This window comes from Enterobacter sp. ECC-219 (assembly GCF_043966805.1).
Lineage (GTDB): Bacteria > Pseudomonadota > Gammaproteobacteria > Enterobacterales > Enterobacteriaceae > Enterobacter > Enterobacter cloacae_N.
The window spans coordinates 1,962,344-1,980,025 of sequence record NZ_CP143680.1; the positions used below are offsets into that span (position 1 = coordinate 1,962,344).

Annotated in this window: 17 protein-coding genes; 12 read left to right on the plus strand and 5 right to left on the minus strand. The window is 60.9% G+C overall.

The window, feature by feature from the left end:
• Positions 1–155 precede the first annotated feature (155 nt).
• The 7 genes from entC to V1603_RS09210 all read left to right on the plus strand — a co-directional run bounded on the left by entC (position 156) and on the right by V1603_RS09210 (position 7,550).
• Positions 156–1,331, plus strand: a complete 1,176-nt coding sequence (gene entC / locus V1603_RS09180; RefSeq protein WP_395313819.1) for an isochorismate synthase EntC — start codon at positions 156–158, stop codon at positions 1,329–1,331.
• 9 nt (positions 1,332–1,340) lie between these two features.
• Positions 1,341–2,951 (plus strand): (2,3-dihydroxybenzoyl)adenylate synthase EntE, encoded by a 1,611-nt coding sequence (gene entE / locus V1603_RS09185; protein ID WP_395313820.1) that lies wholly within the window; start codon positions 1,341–1,343, stop codon positions 2,949–2,951.
• A 10-nt stretch (positions 2,952–2,961) separates the two neighbouring features.
• Complete coding sequence (locus V1603_RS09190; RefSeq protein ID WP_395313821.1) at positions 2,962–3,816, plus strand: isochorismatase family protein; 855 nt, start codon at positions 2,962–2,964, stop codon at positions 3,814–3,816.
• The gene (entA, locus tag V1603_RS09195) at positions 3,816–4,568 is read left to right on the plus strand and encodes a 2,3-dihydro-2,3-dihydroxybenzoate dehydrogenase EntA (protein WP_395313822.1); all 753 of its coding nucleotides are present in this window, start codon (positions 3,816–3,818) and stop codon (positions 4,566–4,568) included. Before V1603_RS09190 ends, entA begins: the two co-directional genes overlap by 1 nt.
• Positions 4,568–4,981, plus strand: coding sequence for a proofreading thioesterase EntH (gene entH / locus V1603_RS09200; RefSeq protein ID WP_116341260.1), 414 nt, complete (start codon positions 4,568–4,570; stop codon positions 4,979–4,981). The genes entA and entH overlap by 1 nt, the downstream gene beginning before the upstream one ends.
• A gap of 149 nt (positions 4,982–5,130) precedes the next feature.
• Positions 5,131–7,236, plus strand: a complete 2,106-nt coding sequence (cstA, locus tag V1603_RS09205) for a pyruvate/proton symporter CstA (RefSeq protein ID WP_163330488.1) — start codon at positions 5,131–5,133, stop codon at positions 7,234–7,236.
• A gap of 116 nt (positions 7,237–7,352) precedes the next feature.
• Complete coding sequence (locus tag V1603_RS09210) at positions 7,353–7,550, plus strand: YbdD/YjiX family protein (protein ID WP_006809671.1); 198 nt, start codon at positions 7,353–7,355, stop codon at positions 7,548–7,550.
• Here V1603_RS09210 and V1603_RS09215 read toward each other — a convergent pair.
• The 4 genes from V1603_RS09215 to V1603_RS09230 all read right to left on the minus strand — a co-directional run bounded on the left by V1603_RS09215 (position 7,547) and on the right by V1603_RS09230 (position 10,301).
• Positions 7,547–7,951 carry a helix-turn-helix transcriptional regulator gene (locus V1603_RS09215; protein ID WP_116341256.1) on the minus strand — a complete coding sequence of 135 codons (405 nt, stop codon included), beginning with the start codon at positions 7,949–7,951 and terminating at the stop codon, positions 7,547–7,549. The genes V1603_RS09210 and V1603_RS09215 overlap by 4 nt on opposite strands.
• Complete coding sequence (locus V1603_RS09220; RefSeq protein WP_232935922.1) at positions 7,926–8,228, minus strand: type II toxin-antitoxin system RelE/ParE family toxin; 303 nt, start codon at positions 8,226–8,228, stop codon at positions 7,926–7,928. The genes V1603_RS09215 and V1603_RS09220 overlap by 26 nt, the downstream gene beginning before the upstream one ends.
• A 183-nt stretch (positions 8,229–8,411) precedes the next feature.
• Positions 8,412–9,155, minus strand: coding sequence for an SDR family NAD(P)-dependent oxidoreductase (locus V1603_RS09225; RefSeq protein WP_116341252.1), 744 nt, complete (start codon positions 9,153–9,155; stop codon positions 8,412–8,414).
• Positions 9,156–9,212: 57 nt separating this feature from the next.
• Positions 9,213–10,301: an oxidoreductase gene (locus V1603_RS09230; RefSeq protein ID WP_395313823.1), complete on the minus strand. Its 1,089-nt coding sequence runs from the start codon at positions 10,299–10,301 to the stop codon at positions 9,213–9,215.
• A gap of 158 nt (positions 10,302–10,459) precedes the next feature.
• Between V1603_RS09230 and V1603_RS09235 the strand changes: the two genes are divergently transcribed.
• The 4 genes from V1603_RS09235 to V1603_RS09250 are packed head-to-tail and all read left to right on the plus strand — an operon-like array spanning position 10,460 to position 15,276.
• Positions 10,460–11,962: a sugar ABC transporter ATP-binding protein gene (locus tag V1603_RS09235; RefSeq protein WP_395313824.1), complete on the plus strand. Its 1,503-nt coding sequence runs from the start codon at positions 10,460–10,462 to the stop codon at positions 11,960–11,962.
• Positions 11,959–12,954, plus strand: a complete 996-nt coding sequence (locus tag V1603_RS09240) for an ABC transporter permease (RefSeq protein ID WP_116341245.1) — start codon at positions 11,959–11,961, stop codon at positions 12,952–12,954. The genes V1603_RS09235 and V1603_RS09240 overlap by 4 nt, the downstream gene beginning before the upstream one ends.
• 19 nt (positions 12,955–12,973) lie before the next feature.
• On the plus strand, positions 12,974–14,038 hold the full coding sequence (locus tag V1603_RS09245; protein WP_302218889.1) for a sugar ABC transporter substrate-binding protein: 1,065 nt from the start codon (positions 12,974–12,976) through the stop codon (positions 14,036–14,038).
• On the plus strand, positions 14,035–15,276 hold the full coding sequence (locus tag V1603_RS09250; RefSeq protein ID WP_395313825.1) for an LVIVD repeat-containing protein: 1,242 nt from the start codon (positions 14,035–14,037) through the stop codon (positions 15,274–15,276). Before V1603_RS09245 ends, V1603_RS09250 begins: the two co-directional genes overlap by 4 nt.
• 54 nt (positions 15,277–15,330) lie before the next feature.
• Here V1603_RS09250 and mtnK read toward each other — a convergent pair whose 3' ends face one another.
• A complete protein-coding gene (gene mtnK / locus V1603_RS09255; protein WP_395313826.1) occupies positions 15,331–16,530 on the minus strand; it encodes an S-methyl-5-thioribose kinase in 1,200 nt (399 codons plus the stop codon).
• 104 nt (positions 16,531–16,634) lie between these two features.
• On the opposite strand from mtnK, the gene mtnA reads away from it, so the two are divergent.
• Positions 16,635–17,651: an S-methyl-5-thioribose-1-phosphate isomerase gene (mtnA, locus tag V1603_RS09260; protein WP_395313827.1), complete on the plus strand. Its 1,017-nt coding sequence runs from the start codon at positions 16,635–16,637 to the stop codon at positions 17,649–17,651.
• Positions 17,652–17,682 lie beyond the last annotated feature (31 nt).

The following is a 17,682-nucleotide window of genomic DNA, read 5'->3' on the forward strand; positions in this document are numbered from 1 at the left end:
CTTCTCATTTTCATGGTTGTGAGGGAGGGATGCAAGCGTTTGTCGCACAAGTCTTTACCCGATGGTTGACAGCGGGGCGATGTGGGATTAGGTTAGCCGACGAAAATATAAATGATAATCATTATTGCTTCTTTTATCATTTTGAGGAGGATGATATGGACACGTCCCTGGCTGAGGAAGTTCAGCACGCCGCGACCACGCTGCAATCAGACAGCTTTTTCTTTATGTCGCCTTATCGCAGTTTTACTACCTCAGGCTGTTTTGCCCGCTTCTCTGAACCTGCCGTCGGCGGCGACGATCCGGCAGGGCACTTCCAGCAGAAATTAGCCCAGGCTTTCCGGAATGCAAAAGCCAGCGGCATCGCCCATCCCGTCATGGTAGGGGCCATCCCGTTCGATACCCGCAAGCCGTCGTCACTGTTTATTCCGCAACGCTGGGAGACGTTTTCCCGTCCTGCGCGTCAGCAGTCCGCGCGCTATTTCTCCGGCGCGCAGGCGCTGAAGGTGGAACAGCGCACCGAGATCCCCGCTCAGCCCGTTTTCGAAGAGATGGTCGCCCGCGCCGCGTCGCTGACCGCCACGCCGCAGGTGAACAAGGTGGTGCTGTCGCGTCTGATTGATATTGCCACCGACAAACATATAGACAGCGGCGCGCTGATGGAGCGTCTGATCGCCCAGAACCCGGCTAGCTTTAACTTCCACGTGCCGCTGGAAGACGGCGGCGTGCTGCTCGGCGCCAGCCCGGAACTGCTGCTGCGCAAAGAGGGCAGGCACTTTAGCTCTCTGCCGCTGGCAGGCTCCGCGCGCCGTCAGCCGGACGACGTGCTGGATCGCGAAGCGGGTAATAAGCTGCTGGCTTCCGAAAAGGACCGTCACGAGCACGATCTGGTCACCCAGGCGATGAAGGCCATTCTGGCGCCGCGCAGCCACCATCTCAGCATGCCTGATTCTCCTCAGTTGATTACCACGCCGACGCTGTGGCACCTGGCGACGCCGGTTGAAGGCGACGCGCGCGAGAACGAAAACGCCCTGACCCTGGCCTGCCTGCTGCATCCGACTCCGGCGCTGAGCGGCTTCCCGCATCAGGCGGCAAAAGAACTGATCGCCGAGCTGGAGCCGTTCGACCGCGAGCTGTTCGGCGGCATCGTCGGCTGGTGCGACAGCGAAGGCAACGGCGAGTGGGTGGTGACCATCCGCTGCGCGCGTCTTCGCGAAAATAGCGTTCGCCTGTTTGCCGGCGCGGGCATTGTCCCCGCCTCCTCGCCGGTGGGCGAGTGGCGCGAAACCGGCGTGAAGCTCTCCACCATGCTCAACGTGTTTGGCCTGCACTAAGGAACACTCATGACCATTCCCTTTACCCGCTGGCCTGAGGAATTCGCCCGCCACTACCGCGAAAAAGGCTACTGGCTGGATCTGCCGCTGACCCACATCCTGACGGACCATGCGGACAGCGATGCCGTGGCGATTATCGACGGCGATCGGCGCATCACCTACCGCGCGTTTCATCAGGCGGTGAACAATCTGGCGTCCGCCCTTCAGGCGCAGGGGCTGCACCGCGGCGAGACCGCGCTGGTGCAGCTCGGCAACGTGGCCGAGTTCTACATCACCTTCTTCGCGCTGCTGCAGATCGGCGTCGCGCCGGTGAACGCGCTCTTTAGCCATCAGCGCAGCGAGCTGAACGCCTACGCCGTGCAGATCAAACCCGCCGTGCTGATCGCCGATCGCGACCATGCCCTGTTCGCGGGCGATGATTTTCTTAATACCTTCGTGGATGAACACCGCTCGGTTCGCGCCGTGCTGCTGCGCGGCGATAAGGGCGCACATGCTCTGGAAGAGGCGACTGCGCGTCCGGCGGACAACTTCATCCCGAACCCGACGCCCGCCGACGAAGTAGCGTTTTTCCAGCTCTCCGGCGGCAGCACCGGCACGCCGAAGCTGATCCCGCGCACGCACAACGATTACGACTACAGCATCCGCCGCAGCAACGAGATCTGCGGCATCACCGCCGAAACGCGTTACCTGAACGCGCTGCCCGCGGCGCATAACTATGCCATGAGCTCGCCGGGATCGCTGGGCGTCTTCACGGCAGGCGGCTGCGTGGTGCTGGCGAACGATCCGAGCGCCACGCTCTGCTTCCCGCTGATTGAACAGCATCAGATTAACGTCACCTCGCTGGTGCCGCCTGCTGTCAGCCTCTGGCTTCAGGCGATTGCCGACGGGGCGGGCAACGCGCAGCTTAAATCACTGAAGCTGCTGCAGGTGGGCGGCGCGCGCCTCTCCGCCACGCTCGCGGCGCGTATTCCGGTAGAGATCGGCTGCCAGCTCCAGCAGGTGTTCGGCATGGCCGAAGGGCTGGTGAACTACACCGCGCTCGACGACGCGCCGGAGCGCATCATCAACACTCAGGGCCGCCCGATGTGCCCGGACGACGAAGTGTGGGTGGCGGACGAGGACGGCAACCCGCTGCCGCGCGGTGAGGTCGGGCGTTTGATGACGCGCGGACCGTATACCTTCCGCGGCTATTTCAACAGCCCGGAACACAACGCCAGCGCCTTCGACGCCGAAGGCTTTTACTGCTCCGGCGATCTGATCGCCATTGACGAGCAGGGCTACATCACCGTACAGGGGCGTGAGAAGGATCAGATCAACCGCGGCGGCGAGAAGATCGCCGCCGAAGAGATCGAAAACCTGCTGCTGCGCCACGAAGCGGTGATCCACGCCGCGCTGGTGAGCATGGAGGACAGCCTGCTGGGCGAAAAAAGCTGCGCGTATCTGGTGGTGAAACAGCCCCTGCGCGCGGTCGAGGTGCGTCGTTTCCTGCGCGAGCAGGGCGTTGCCGAATTTAAGCTGCCGGACCGCGTGGAGAGCGTGGATGCGCTTCCGTTAACGCCGGTCGGCAAAGTCGATAAGAAACAGCTGCGCCTGTGGCTTGCTGAACGGGCACAGGGCTAAGGAACAGAGTATGGCCATTCCAAAATTAACCGCTTACGCGCTGCCGACTGCCGCAGAGCTGCCGACCAACAAGGTGAACTGGAGCTTTGAGCCGGAACGCGCCGCGCTGCTAATCCACGATATGCAGGAGTATTTCCTGAACTTCTGGGGCGAAAACAGCGCGGTGATGCAGCAGGTGGTGGCGAACATCGCCAGACTGCGCGCCTGGTGCAAAGCGCACAACATTCCGGTGTACTACACCGCCCAGCCGAAAGAGCAGAGCGACGAAGATCGCGCCCTGCTGAACGACATGTGGGGGCCGGGCCTGACCCGCTCGCCGGAGCAGCAGCGCATCGTCGCTGAGCTGACCCCGGACGAAGCGGACACGGTGCTGGTGAAGTGGCGCTACAGCGCGTTCCACCGCTCGCCGCTGGAGCAGATGCTAAAAGAGACGGGCCGCAACCAGCTGCTGATTACCGGCGTTTACGCCCATATCGGCTGTATGACCACTGCCACCGATGCCTTTATGCGCGACATCAAGCCGTTCTTCATTGCCGACGCGCTGGCGGATTTCACCCGCGACGAGCACCTGATGTCCCTTAACTACGTGGCAGGACGCTCGGGCCGCGTGGTGATGACCGACGAACTACTGCCGTCCGTTCCGGCCTCGAAAGCCGCGCTACGCGAGCTGATCCTGCCTTTACTGGACGAGTCCGACGAGCCGATGGATGACGAAAACCTGATCGACTACGGTCTGGACTCGGTGCGCATGATGGCGCTGGCCGCCCGCTGGCGCAAAGTGCACGGCGATATCGATTTCGTGATGCTGGCAAAAAATCCAACAATCGACGCCTGGTGGGCGCTGCTCTCCCGCGAGGTGAAGTAATGCGTTTTGATTTTACCGGCAAAACCGTCTGGGTAACGGGCGCGGGGAAGGGGATTGGCTACGCGACGGCGCTGGCGTTTGCTGAGGCGGGCGCAGAGCTGACCGGGTTCGACCTGGCCTTCCCGCAGGGCGATTACCCCTTCGCCACCGAGACGCTGGACGTGGCGGATTTTGCTCAGGTCAGCGATACGTGTGGCCGTTTGCTTAATAACCTCGAACGTCTGGACGTGCTGGTCAACGCGGCGGGCATTCTGCGCATGGGGGCGACGGACCAGCTCTCGCAGGAGGACTGGCAGCAGACCTTTGCGGTCAACGTTGGCGGCGCGTTCAACCTGTTCCAGCAGACGATGGGCCAGTTCCGCCGTCAGCAGGGCGGGGCGATTGTCACTGTGGCATCCGACGCGGCACACGCGCCGCGCATCGGCATGAGCGCCTACGGTGCCTCGAAAGCGGCGCTGAAAAGCCTGGCCCTGACCGTCGGACTGGAGCTGGCGGGCAGCGGCGTGCGCTGTAACCTGGTGTCGCCGGGCTCAACGGACACCGACATGCAGCGCACCCTGTGGAAAAGCGACGATGCGGAGCAGCAGCGTATTCGAGGCTTTGGCGAGCAGTTCAAGCTCGGTATTCCGCTGGGCAAGATTGCCCGTCCGCAGGAGATTGCCAGCACGGTGCTGTTCCTGGCATCCGATGCCGCCAGCCATATCACCCTGCAGGATATTGTGGTGGACGGCGGCTCCACGCTGGGGGCCTGATGATCTGGAAACGTCATTTATCGCCTGAAGAACTGAACGCCACCAGCGTGAACACCCTTGTGGCACATCTGGGCATCGTTTATACCCGCCTCGGGGACGACACGCTGGAAGCGGAGATGCCGGTGGATGCGCGCACCCATCAGCCGTTTGGCCTGCTGCACGGCGGGGCGTCGGCGGCGCTGGCGGAAACGCTGGGCTCAATGGCCGGTTTTCTGATGACCCGCGACGGGCAGAGCGTGGTGGGCACGGAGCTGAACGCCACGCACCATCGCGCCGTCTCTCACGGTAAGGTGCGCGGGGTATGTCAGCCGCTGCATCTGGGGCGTTCGAGTCAGAGCTGGGAGATCGTGGTATTCGACGAACAGGGGCGGCGGTGCTGCACCTGTCGGTTGAGTACGATGGTGCTGGGGTAGGCCATTCGGCTGAAAGTGATCGGCTTAACACTGTGGTGTAAATCTCTGGTTTGACCACGCATTATTGCGTTTCAAAGTTGTTAAATTTTATCCGTTGTTCTAGAAACAAAATGTAACATCTCACTGTTTCACAACAACGGATAACAGCTATGAACAACTCAGGGAAATACCTTACATGGGCGGTGCTCTCCGTTGTGGGAGCCTTTGCCCTGGGCTATATCGCCCTCAACCGGGGGGAACAGATCAATGCGCTCTGGATCGTTGTCGCCTCCGTCTGCATTTATCTGATCGCGTACCGTTTTTATGGCCGCTATATCGCCAATACCGTGCTGGCGGTTGACGGCACGCGCATGACGCCTGCCGTGCGCCACAATGACGGTCTGGACTATGTGCCGACCGACAAAAAAGTGCTGTTCGGTCACCATTTTGCGGCGATTGCCGGGGCGGGTCCGCTGGTGGGGCCGGTGCTGGCGGCGCAGATGGGCTACCTGCCGGGGATGATCTGGATCCTCGCGGGCGTGGTGCTGGCGGGGGCGGTGCAGGACTTTATGGTGCTGTTCGTCTCCACCCGCCGCGACGGCCGTTCGCTGGGCGAGCTGGTGAAAGAGGAGATGGGGGCAACCGCCGGGGTGATTGCCCTCGTGGCGACCTTTATGATCATGGTGATCATCCTCGCGGTGCTGGCGATGATCGTTGTGAAAGCGCTGACCCACAGCCCGTGGGGGACCTACACGGTTGCCTTCACCATTCCGCTGGCGCTGTTTATGGGGATCTACATACGCTACCTGCGCCCGGGCCGCATCGGTGAAGTGTCGGTGATTGGCCTGGTGTTCCTGGTGTTTGCGATTATCTCCGGCGGCTGGGTGGCGGAAAGCCCGACCTGGGCGCCGTTCTTCGACTTTACCGGCGTACAGCTGACCTGGATGCTGGTGGGCTACGGGTTTGTGGCGGCGGTGCTGCCGGTGTGGCTGCTGCTGGCCCCGCGTGACTACCTCTCTACCTTCCTGAAAATCGGCACCATCGTCGGGCTGGCGATTGGCATTCTGATTATGCGTCCGACCCTGACCATGCCGGCGCTGACCAAATTTATCGACGGTACCGGTCCGGTCTGGACCGGCAACCTGTTCCCGTTCCTGTTTATCACCATCGCCTGCGGCGCGGTGTCGGGCTTCCACGCGCTGATTGCCTCCGGGACCACGCCGAAGATGCTGGCGAATGAAAATCAGGCCTGCCTGATTGGCTACGGCGGCATGCTGATGGAGTCCTTTGTGGCGATTATGGCGCTGGTTTCCGCCTGCATTATTGACCCGGGTGTGTACTTCGCGATGAACAGCCCGATGGCGGTGCTGGCCCCGGCCGGAACCGCTGACGTGGTGGCCTCTGCCGCGCAGGTGGTGAGCGGCTGGGGCTTTGCGATTACTCCGGAAACGTTGACGCACATTGCTGATGAGGTGGGCGAACAGTCGATCATCTCCCGTGCGGGCGGAGCGCCTACGCTTGCGGTGGGCATGGCTTACATCCTCCACGGCGCGCTGGGCGGGCTGATGGACGTATCGTTCTGGTATCACTTCGCCATTCTTTTTGAGGCGTTGTTTATCCTGACGGCGGTGGATGCGGGAACCCGTGCGGCGCGCTTTATGCTCCAGGATTTGCTTGGCGTGATCTCGCCGAACCTGAAGCGTACCGACTCGCTCCCGGCTAACCTGCTGGCGACGGCGCTGTGTGTGCTGGCGTGGGGCTACTTCCTGCACCAGGGCGTGGTGGATCCGCTGGGCGGGATTAACACCCTGTGGCCGCTGTTCGGTATCGCCAACCAGATGCTGGCAGGCATGGCGCTGATGCTCTGCGCGGTGGTGCTGTTCAAGATGAAGCGCCAGCGTTACGCCTGGGTGGCGCTGGTGCCCACCGCGTGGCTGCTGATTTGTACCCTGACGGCGGGCTGGCAGAAAGCCTTCAGCCCGGACAACAAGGTGGGCTTCCTGGCGATCGCCAACAAGTTCCAGGCGATGATCGACAGCGGTAAGATCCCGGCGCAGTACACCGAGTCCCAGCTGTCGCAGCTGGTGTTTAACAACCGTCTTGATGCCGGGCTGACCATCTTCTTTATGGTGGTGGTCGTGGTGCTGGCGTTGTATTCTCTTAAGACCGCGCTGGCGGCGTTGAAAAACGATAAGCCAACAGCGAAAGAGACGCCGTACGAGCCAATGCCTGAAAACCTGGAAGAGATTGTCACCCAGGCGAAAGGGGCGCATTAATTTAACCAAATATACCCCTCACCCTAACCCTCTCCCCAAAGGGGAGAGGGGACTTTTAATACCCTCTCCCCTTTGGGGAGAGGGCCGGGGTGAGGGGAACATGCGAGAAACGACTTATGTTCGACACCCTTTCCAAAGCAGGTAAGTACCTGGGCCAGGCCGCCAAAATGATGATTGGCGTGCCGGATTACGACAACTACGTCGAGCATATGCGCGTCAACCATCCGGACCAGACGCCCATGACCTACGAAGAATTTTTCCGCGACCGTCAGGATGCCCGCTACGGCGGCAAGGGCGGGGCGAAGTGCTGTTAACCCTCTTTAGGTAAATAGAGGCTGATTTGCTCCTGTTTACAGCCGTAGACGACCGCCAGCTTTTCGCGGGTGCGCTTTTGCGGTCTGGAGTCCAGCGCTTCCAGCTGTGACACGGCAGACTGGCTAATGCCGAGTTTCTCAGCCACCTCTTGCTGGGACATGCCGCGCAGGATACGCCACGCGGCCTGCAGGCTAACGTTCTCGTTATGCATGATGTCGCACACTTCACCCGGTAAACCTACGTTATCGTAGATGTCTGATTCGTAAGGGATGTCTTCCCAGTCGTTTTCATTATCGTCGTCGTACTCCAGCATGGCTAAGCGCATGCGAAAATATTCACCGTAGGGAATGACAACATACTGTTTTTTTCCTTCTTCATCCTTGATGAACTGAATAGTCATATTCCGTATGCTCCTCATGAAGGTAGGTGGTGGTTGTCCGGCGTTTTACCGCCACTACGTAACAGGTGTCACCCGGCGGGTCCCCGAAGGTGTAAATGATCCTGTAATCGCCTAATCGCAACCTGTAGTGGTTTTCGGGAGAAGATAATTTCTTGATATCTGAGACCGGTGACGCTTTATCATCCATCTTCTCCAGCCTGAATTTAATGCGGTTTTGATACCGATTATCGATTTTAGAAAATTGCTTCTCAGCTGTTTTTGACCAGACAATCTTCATCCGTACCTCCACTGTACGCCCACACAAAATATAAGGAAATAATAAGACTATTAGATAAATTCTGAATTTCTAATGGGCTACTGTAGAGCGGAGAAAAAACGGGAGAAAGCGGCAAAACGCAAACCTTCAAGGCTGCTCGGGAAGGCCTCTGCCGGGCGACAGAGGCTTGCAGAAAATATGCGATCAGGCGTTCAAACCGCCGTCTACGTCCAGACCGGTACCGGAGATCTGACCAGCAGCCGGGCTGGCAAGGAAGGTGACCGCCGCCGCGACGTCTTCCGGCTGACCGTAGTGACCCAACGCAATAAGCTGACGCTGAGCGTCAGCCTGTTCCCCGTCTTCCGGGTTCATATCGCTGTTGGTCGGGCCGGGGTGCACCAGGTTAACGGTAATGCCGCGCGGTCCTAAATCACGGGCCAGTCCGCGGGTGAGGGAGTTAAGGGCAGATTTGGTCATCGAGTAAACGGCAATGCCCGGCTGCGCCACGCGGTTTGCCAGACAGCTGCCGATGTTGATGATGCGCCCGCCGTCGGACATGTGCACCAGCGCTTCCTGAATGGCAATCACCACGCCGCGGATGTTGACGTTGATAAGGGCGTCAATGTCCGCCAGCGTCATGGACTCCAGCGGGCCGCCGCGCGCGATCCCGGCGTTGTTGACCAGAATATCCAGCCCGCCAAGGGAACGCGCCGCATGGGTGACGGCATCCTGAATCGCCTGCGCGCTGGCGCTGTCCGCCTGCACGGCTTCGCTGTGCCGTCCCAGCGCCTTAATCTCATCGGCGACCGCCTGGGCTTTATCGGCCGATTTTTCATACGTAATAATCACATCCGCACCGGCGCGCGCCAGTGAAAGTGCAATTGCCCGGCCCAGCCCGCGGCTGGCGCCGGTAACCAGCGCCTTTTTGCCTGTTAAATCGATCTGCATGATGACCTCGTTACGAGAGTGGTAAGAATCATCATTAGGTATAGCCTGTCGGCGAGATTAACGGCTGAAGGATTCCACTTTCTCAAACGCGGCGCGCAGAACGTCAGGCGTTAACGCAACCGGCAGATAGTGAATCGACTCCACCGGGCGCAGGGTGTGGGCAATGACCTTATCCAGCGCTTCCCGGTTATTGATGTCGACGTCCAGCTCGCGAAGCGTGGTCGGCAGGTTAAAGCGCTTGTACGCCGTCACCAGCTGCGCCAGCACGTCGTCCTGGCCGAGCAGGGCGCTCTGCACCAGAATACCGTAGGCCACCTTGGTGCCGTGCAGGTATTTTTCCGTCTGCGGCAGCACGGTTAAGCCGTTGTGTACCGCATGCGCTGCCGCCACGCGCGTATAGCGTTCGCCCAGTCCGCCGACCATCCCGCCACCGGCGATAATCGCATCCACCACGTCCCGGAACGCCTGCGTCTGTTCGCCGCGCTGCTGGTCGGCCAGCGCTTGCTCACTGTGTTCCAGCAGCACGTCGCGGATCGCCAGCGCGCCGTTGATGCCCAGCCGCACGGTTAGCGGCAGATTTTCAGGCTGCGGGGCAAGCACTACCGCCTCATACCACTTCGCCAGCGTATCGCCGACGCCTGCCAGCAGATATTCCGCCGGGGCGTTAAGGACGATCTGCGGCTCCACCAACACCAGGAAGTTGGCGTCGTCGAAGATCTCAAAATGCAGCGCCTGACCGGCATCGTTGTACCAGACGGAGAGCGGGGTCCAGGCCGCGCAGGTGGCGGCAATGGTAGGGATGCCCACGAACGGCACCCCTAAGCGGCGCGCCACGGCCTTGACGGTATCCAGTACCGCGCCGCCGCCGACGCCAATCACCACGCTGGCGCCGCTGCCGGATTCGTTCACCAGATGGGTGACGTCGCGCTCGCTGCAGTGGCCTTTAAACAGCAGGTGTTTCGCCCCCGGCGCGTTAAAGCTCTCCGGCAGGAAAGGGCGCGCACCTTCGATAGCGCGCTCGCCGTAGATCCATACCGCGCGGGAAAGCTGTTCCGGGGTAAAGAAGTTATCCAGCTGCGCAAGGCTTCCGGGGTGAGAGAAGTAGTTCGCCGGGCCGGGCACGACGCGGATGTCGGTGTTGCTCATGGTGTTGTCCTTTTTAGCAAGCGCTAACCCGATGTTATGTCTGGACATCCGGATGGCTAATAATATTTCGCTTTAAGTTATGCCTTTTCCGTCGTTGTCAGTCAACCGGAGCTGTGAAAAATTCGATAAATCAGAAGAGTAATGAAGGATTTACGCGGATGGTTTCCAGTCGCCTTGAAATGCGCGGTATCAGCCTGGCCTTTTCCGGCTTTGAGGCTCTGTCGCGCGTCGACTTTACGCTGAGCGGCGGGTCGGTACATGCGCTGACCGGTGCCAACGGCGCGGGGAAATCGACCCTGATGGCGGTGCTGTGCGGCACGCACGACCACTATGAGGGCGAGATCAGCATCAACAATCAGCCGGTGAGCATCCGTGAACCGCTTGATGCCAAACGGCTGGGGATCCACCTCGTACAGCAGGAGGTGGATGTGGCGCTGATCCCGGGGTTAAGCATCGCTGAAAACATTATGCTCGACCAGCTGGCGCTGCCGGGGCATCGCTTCAACTGGCGCGGCGTCCGCCAGCAGGCGAGGCAGGCGCTGGCGCAGCTTGACGTTACGCTGGACGTGCACCGTTCCATCGACAGCTGTTCGCTGGCCGAAAAGCAGCAGATTTTGCTGGCGCGCGCCTTGTCTCATCACTGCCGTTTTTTGATTCTTGATGAACCCACCGCGCCGCTGGATGCGCACGAGAGCGAGCGCCTGTTTGCGGTGGTGAGACGTTTAAAGCAGCAGGGCATCGGCGTGGTGTTTATCTCCCACCGCATTCACGAGCTGAAGGCCATCTGCGACACCTTAACGGTGCTGCGCGACGGCAGGCTGATCGAATCCGGCCCGATGGCGGAGCTCAGCGGCGAAGCGATCGTCGAGAAGATGCTCGGCCACGTGCTGAGCGATATCTATCCGCCCGCGCGGCCCCCGCACGGCGAAGAGACGCTGCTGCGCGTTGAGGGGCTGCACGACGACGCGCTGCTGAAAGATATCTCCCTGCACCTGCGCAAAGGCGAAATCCTCGGGATTGCCGGGCTGGCGGGGGCGGGGAAAACCGAACTTTGCAAGGCGCTGTTTGGCGCCACCAAAAGCCGCGTGGCGCGCGGTGAGCTGAATCATCAGGCCTGGACCCCGCGGGACCCGGCGGATTCGGTGCTGCGCGGGCTGGCGCTGGTGCCGGAGGAGCGGCGCAAAGAGGGCATTTTTATCGACGAGCCGGTGAGCATGAACCTTGCCGTGTGCGCCGATAACAGCTTTTCGCGCTGGAGCCTGTTCGGCCATCGTCAGGCGTGGCGCTGGGCGGAAGAGGTGATTGCCCGCGTCGGCGTGCGCGCCCGTGGGCCGGGGCAGGTGCTGCGACGTCTGTCCGGTGGCAACCAGCAGAAGGTCGCCATCGGTAAATGGCTGCGCAATGACGCCAGCGTGCTGATATTCGACGAGCCGACCAAGGGCGTGGACGTGAAGGCCAAAACCGACCTGTTCCAGCTGATTGACGGCCTGGCGCGCGAGGGCAAAGGGGTGATTTACGCCTCGGGCGAATTTGCTGAACTGGTGGGATTGTGCGACCGCATCTGCGTGCTGTGGGACGGGCGTATCGTGGCGGAAATCGCCGGGGCGGAGGCCCGCGAAGAGACACTACTTTATTATTCAACCGGAGGAACGGCGTCGTGAGCAAGGCCCTTTCAGTAACGGCGGCAGCGTCTGGCCGTCAGCAACTTTTTGATTTTCTCTACAGGTGGGGCATGCTGTTGACCGTCGTCGCGCTGGTGGCCGTCTTTGGCCTGGCGTCGGACAGCTTCCTCGATCCGAACAACATCATCAACATTCTGCGCTCGATTGCCATCGTGACGGTGATTGCCGTTGGCGTGTCAATTTCGTTGACCGTTGGCGGGTTCGATCTCTCCGTGGGCTCCACCGCGTCGCTGGCGAACGCGCTGGTGATTTCCCTTTTCGTCTGGCACGGCTTAGGTACCACCGAGTCGATTCTGATCACCCTCGCGCTCTGCACGCTGGTGGGGCTGTTTAACGCCTTTCTGATCGTCATCCTGCGTATTCCGGACATGCTTGCCACGCTTGCCAGCCTGTTCGTCATTCAGGGCGTGGCGATGACCTACAGCTACGGCGGGTCGATTACCGAGAACATGGTGCTGCCGAGCGGCGACATGGCGGAAGGGACCATTCCGGCGGCGTTTAGCCTACTGGGGCAGGTGCCGACCATTGTGATCGTCATGCTGGTGGTGACCGTGCTGGCGCAGCTTGGCCTCTCGTTGACCACTCACGGACGCCGGATGTACGCCATTGGCGGCAACCCGGAGGCGGCGCGTCTCTCCGGCATTCGCACCACGCGCTACAAGGTGGCGGCCTACGTGATTGCCTCGCTGCTGGCGGGGCTGGGCGGTATTCTGCTGGCCTCCCGCATTGGATCGTCGCAGGTGAATGCGGGCGGCGGATACCTGATGGATGCGGTGGCGGCGGCGTGGATTGGCTTCTCGCTGGCAGGTTCCGGCAAGCCGAACGCGCTGGGAACCCTGGTCGGGGCGGTCATTCTCGGCGTGCTGTCGAACGGGCTGGTGATGCTCTCAGTGCCGTATTATGCCATGGACATTATAAAAGGGCTGGTGCTCGCGGTGGCACTGGCGATTACCTACATACAAAAACGCTGACAACACAACGGGATAAAAAATGAAAAAGATTGCACTCTCTTTGGTGGCACTTGGATTGCTCACTGCTCTGCCGGGCTTCGCGGCCACGCCCGCGCCGCTTCCGGCGGCCATTGCCAACCATGACGGCCCCATTCGCATTGCGGTGATCCGCAACCTGGGCTCGGATGACAACACCACGCAGTTTGTTGCCGGGGCGATTCAGGAAGGGAAAAAGCTCGGCTTTAAGGTCAGCACCTTTTTAAGCAACGGCGATGACGCCAAATTCCAGGACTTCGTTAACCAGGCGATCAGCCAGAAATATGACGGGATTATTCTCTCTCAGGGGCGCGATCCGTACTCCACCGCGCTGGTGAAGAAAGCGGTGGATGCCGGTATCAAAGTTGCCGTCTTTGATACCGCCGTTAACGGCGAGATCCCGGGCGTGACCGTCACCCAGCAGGACGACGCCTCCCTGACGAACCTCTCTTTCGGCCAGCTGGCGAAAGATTTCAACGGCAAGGCGAATATCGTCAAGCTGTGGGTCGCGGGCTTCCCGCCGATGGAGCGCCGTCAGGCAGCCTATAAAGCGCTGCAAAAGCAGTACCCGGATATTAAAGAGCTGGAGTCCATCGGCGCCGTCTCCTCTGATGTGCAGGGCGATACCGCCAACAAGGTGGGTGCGATCCTGGCGAAATACCCGAAGGGCAAAATCGACGCCATCTGGGGCACCTGGGACGCCTTTAGCCAGGGCGCGTATAAGGCGCTGAAAGAAAATGGACGCACCGAGATCAAGCTCTACAGCATCGACATCTCCAACCAGGATCTGCAGCTGATGCGCGAGCCGGGCAGTTCGTGGAAGGTGAGCGTGGCGGTGGATCCGAAGCTGATTGGCGCGACCAACGTGCGTCTGATCGCCAATAAGATTGCCGGGGAAGCGACGCCTGCGACTTACGATTTTAAAGCGGCGGCTATTCCGCAGGCGCTGCTGACCGCCCAGCCAGGGGCGGTGAACGTGGCGTCTCTGGGGAAAATCATTCCGGGCTGGGGCCAGACGGAAGATTTTATCGCGCCGTGGTTTGCGACGCTGGAAGCGAAAAATAAATGAGCATGCTTCCTACGCCAGAATACAGCCGCAATATGCGGCTGATTGGCCACAGCGACCAGGGCGGTCGTCCGGATGGCGTGCAGCTGATGGTGCATCGCGGTTTCGCCTATATCGGCCATATGGTGTCGCAGGGCTTTTCGATTGTTGACGTGCGCGACCCGAAAAACCCGAAAGCGGCGGGCTACGTGCCTGCGCCGCCCGGCACCTGGAACGTGCACCTGCAGGCGCATGACGACCTGCTGCTGGTGATCAACGCCCGGGATCTGTTTGCCGATGCCCGCTTTGCCGACGAGAAGGTCTACTACACCCGCCAGGTGGGGGAGACCGTCAGCGACGTGCAGGACAAAGGCTGGAGCGCCGGGCTTCGAGTGTTCGATATCTCCACGCCGGACAGGCCGCGTGAAATCGGCTTTCTGTCGCTAAGCGGCATCGGCATTCACCGCATCTGGTACGTTGGCGGGCGCTGGGCCTACGTGTCGGCGCTGATCGACGGCTTTACTGACTACATCTTCCTGACCATCGACCTGGCGGACCCGCGTAAGCCCGAGGTGGCGGGGCGCTGGTGGCTACCGGGGATGAACCAGTCCGCAGGCGAACAGCCGAACTGGCCGGAAGGGAAACGCTACGCGCTGCACCACGCGATTATCGCGGGCGATACCGCCTACGGCAGCTGGCGCGACGGCGGCCTGACGCTGCTGGACGTGAAAGACCGCAGTCAGCCGAAGCTCATTAGCCACCGTAACTGGAGCCCGCCGTTTGGCGGCGGGACGCACACCGCGCTGCCGCTGCCGGACCGCGATCTGCTGGTAGTACTGGACGAAGCGGTGCTGGATAACCAGCAGGACGGCGAGAAGCTCATCTGGCTGTTTGATATTCGAGAGCCGTCGAACCCGGTAAGCATCTCGACCTTCCCGCAGCCGGATGAAACCGACTACGTGGCGAAAGGGGCGCATTTCGGCCCGCACAACCTGCACGAGAACCGGCCGGGGAGCTTTGTCAGCTCGACGCTGATTTTTGCGACGTATCAGAACGCGGGCGTGCGCGTATATGACATTTCCAACCCGTATCGACCGGTGGAAACCGGGGCGCTGGTGCCCGCCGCGCCGGAGAGAATGATGGACACGCGGCCGAATCGCCCGCAGGTGATCCAGTCCTGTGACGTGTTTGTGGACGCGCAGGGAATTATCTACAGCACGGATTATAACGGCGGGCTGTCGGTGATTGAGTATTTGGGGTGAGGGCGGTTGTTGCCCCTCACCCTGACCCTCTCCCCAAAGGGGAGAGGGGAAAAATCAGCTGTACTGCCGCACTCGTGCTACCAGCTCTTCCGCGCTGTCGATGCGGTCGGCAATGACAATCAGCGCTTTACCGAGCGTTATCGCGTGGCGCAGGCACTCGTGGCGCATGGCTTCATCCTGGATGGTGTCGATATCCGCCACGTGGGAAAGCCCGACGCTGCGGCGAATTAATTCGGTACCGCAGAAGCCGATGGCGTCATGCCAGACCTTTTTCAGGAACGCGGAGGCATAGCCCGGCGCGCCGAGCGCGGCGTCGCGGGCTTTCTCGTGTGCCAGTGCCTGGAAGCGCTCCGCGAAGGTGTTCCACAGCTCCTGAATATCGGTCAGGCGCTGCTCGCGCGCGGCGGCGGCATCGCGAATGCCCAGGTGCCCCGGCAGGCCGCAGAAGTTCAGCAGCAGGTTGCCGATGGCGGTGCCGATATCAAAGCCAATCGGCCCGAAATAGCCGAACTCGGCGTCGATGGCCTTCAGGCTGCCGTCGGCGACAAAAATTGAGCCGCTGTGGATGTCCCCGTGCAGCAGGGCTTCGGCATGCGAGAAGAAGCGGTGCTTCAGGGAGGCTACGGCAACTTTAAGTTGGGCGTCGTCGCGCAGTGCGGCGACGTCATTTTCCAGCTCGGCCGGGTAGCTGTTGCGCTCGTGGAGCTGGTACGGATCGTTGAAGAACAGATCTTCGGTGATCTCGCACATCTCCGGGTTGATGAATTTCGCCACCTGCGCTTTTTTCTCGTGCGGGTGCAGGTAGAAATCGCTGGTGTGGAACAGCGCGTGCGCGAGGTATTCGCCCAGCTGCTGCGCCGCCTGCGGGTAGTAAATGTTGTTGATCAGCTCGCCGCGCCAGATGCGATGGCTGGAGAGATCTTCCATCACCATTACCGCCAGTTCCGGGTCAAAGTGGTGGATTTTCACGGTGTGCTGCGGGCTGTGCCGGTAGTGCTCGACCAGGGTTTGCGCTTCAAGGCGGGCGCGGTCCAGCGTCAGCGGCCAGGACTCACCAACGCAGCGCACGTAGGGCAGCGCCTGCTTAACGATGATGCGGCTCACGCCCGCGCTGTCGAAAATTTTAAAAACCAGATTGAGGTTGCCGTCGCCTACCTCCTGCGCCTCTACCAGCGATGAAGGATCGTCAAGTCCGCCAAACTGCCTGGCATACTCCACGGCATCCTGAGCGGTAAAGGTACGGTATTGCGACATGGCCTGCTCCTCACGAATTTCCTAATTAAGACATGTAGACGTCTATACATCTGGATTTCATCCTGACACAATGTGCTACAACAACGCAACAGGGAATTAACGACATGCAGACATTACAGACGACCAGCCTGCGGGTGGCGGATAATCAGCTCTTTATTCTCGACCAGCAGGCGCTTCCGCAGGAGAAACGCTGGCTGGATGCTTCAACCGTAGAGGCGCTGGTTGGGCACATTCATGCCCTGCGGGTGCGCGGCGCGCCGCTGATTGGTCTCTCTGCAAGCCTGCTGCTGGCGCTGCTGGCGGAAAACGGTAAAAGCCGCGACGAGCTGGCGGCGGCGCTGGAAACCCTGCGCGCATCCCGTCCGACGGCGGTGAACCTGATGAACAACCTCGACCGCATGAAGATTGCGCTGTGGCAGGAAGATTATGTTCCGGCGCTGGTGGCCGAGGCGCTGCGCCTGATTGACGAAGACAAACGGCTTTGCGACGCGATAGCGAAAGCCGGCAGCGCGCTGGTGAAGCCCGGCAGCCGCCTGCTGACCCACTGCAACACCGGCGGGCTGGCAACGGCGGGCGTCGGCACCGCGCTGGGCGTGATTGCTCGCGCGCACCAGGAGGGTAACGTAAGCAGCGTCTGGGTCGATGAAACCCGTCCGCTGCTGCAGGGCGGTAGATTGACAGCGTGGGAGCTCGGCGAGCTGGGTGTGCCGTACCAGCTGATTACCGACTCCATGGCCGCCAGCCTGATGGCGAAAGGGCAGGTAGACGCTGTGTGGGTGGGCGCAGACCGCATTGCCGCCAACGGCGACGTGGCGAACAAGATCGGCACCTATTCTCTGGCGGTGCTGGCGAAATTCCACGGCATTCCGTTCTACGTTGCTGCCCCGCAAACGACCCTCGACCCGGATTGCCCGAACGGTGACGCGATCCCGATTGAGCAGCGCGCCGCCAGCGAGGTGATGGGCGTAGCCGGAAGCTTTGGCGCAGTGCAGTGGGCGCCGGAAGACGCGCAGGTCTATAACCCGGCGTTTGACGTTACACCTGCCTCGCTGATTAGCGGCTGGGTGCTGGATACGGGCGTGGTCACACCGGAAGAGGTGGCAAACGGGAAATTTGCCTGAGTCCGGCTATCCTTTAAGGGGTTCCCTTACG

Excerpts from the sequence above, each read along its gene's own strand:
- V1603_RS09220 (WP_232935922.1), bottom strand. The coding sequence starts at position 8,228 with ATGAAGATTGTCTGGTCAAAAACAGCTGAGAAGCAATTTTCTAAAATC.
- V1603_RS09230 (WP_395313823.1), bottom strand. The coding sequence starts at position 10,301 with ATGAGCAACACCGACATCCGCGTCGTGCCCGGCCCGGCGAACTACTTC.
- V1603_RS09210 (WP_006809671.1), top strand. The coding sequence starts at position 7,353 with ATGTTCGACACCCTTTCCAAAGCAGGTAAGTACCTGGGCCAGGCCGCC.
- entA (WP_395313822.1), top strand. The coding sequence starts at position 3,816 with ATGCGTTTTGATTTTACCGGCAAAACCGTCTGGGTAACGGGCGCGGGG.
- V1603_RS09225 (WP_116341252.1), bottom strand. The coding sequence starts at position 9,155 with ATGCAGATCGATTTAACAGGCAAAAAGGCGCTGGTTACCGGCGCCAGC.
- V1603_RS09235 (WP_395313824.1), top strand. The coding sequence starts at position 10,460 with ATGGTTTCCAGTCGCCTTGAAATGCGCGGTATCAGCCTGGCCTTTTCC.
- mtnK (WP_395313826.1), bottom strand. The coding sequence starts at position 16,530 with ATGTCGCAATACCGTACCTTTACCGCTCAGGATGCCGTGGAGTATGCC.
- V1603_RS09245 (WP_302218889.1), top strand. The coding sequence starts at position 12,974 with ATGAAAAAGATTGCACTCTCTTTGGTGGCACTTGGATTGCTCACTGCT.
- mtnA (WP_395313827.1), top strand. The coding sequence starts at position 16,635 with ATGCAGACATTACAGACGACCAGCCTGCGGGTGGCGGATAATCAGCTC.
- V1603_RS09190 (WP_395313821.1), top strand. The coding sequence starts at position 2,962 with ATGGCCATTCCAAAATTAACCGCTTACGCGCTGCCGACTGCCGCAGAG.
- entH (WP_116341260.1), top strand. The coding sequence starts at position 4,568 with ATGATCTGGAAACGTCATTTATCGCCTGAAGAACTGAACGCCACCAGC.
- entE (WP_395313820.1), top strand. The coding sequence starts at position 1,341 with ATGACCATTCCCTTTACCCGCTGGCCTGAGGAATTCGCCCGCCACTAC.
- cstA (WP_163330488.1), top strand. The coding sequence starts at position 5,131 with ATGAACAACTCAGGGAAATACCTTACATGGGCGGTGCTCTCCGTTGTG.
- V1603_RS09250 (WP_395313825.1), top strand. The coding sequence starts at position 14,035 with ATGAGCATGCTTCCTACGCCAGAATACAGCCGCAATATGCGGCTGATT.
- entC (WP_395313819.1), top strand. The coding sequence starts at position 156 with ATGGACACGTCCCTGGCTGAGGAAGTTCAGCACGCCGCGACCACGCTG.
- V1603_RS09215 (WP_116341256.1), bottom strand. The coding sequence starts at position 7,951 with ATGACTATTCAGTTCATCAAGGATGAAGAAGGAAAAAAACAGTATGTT.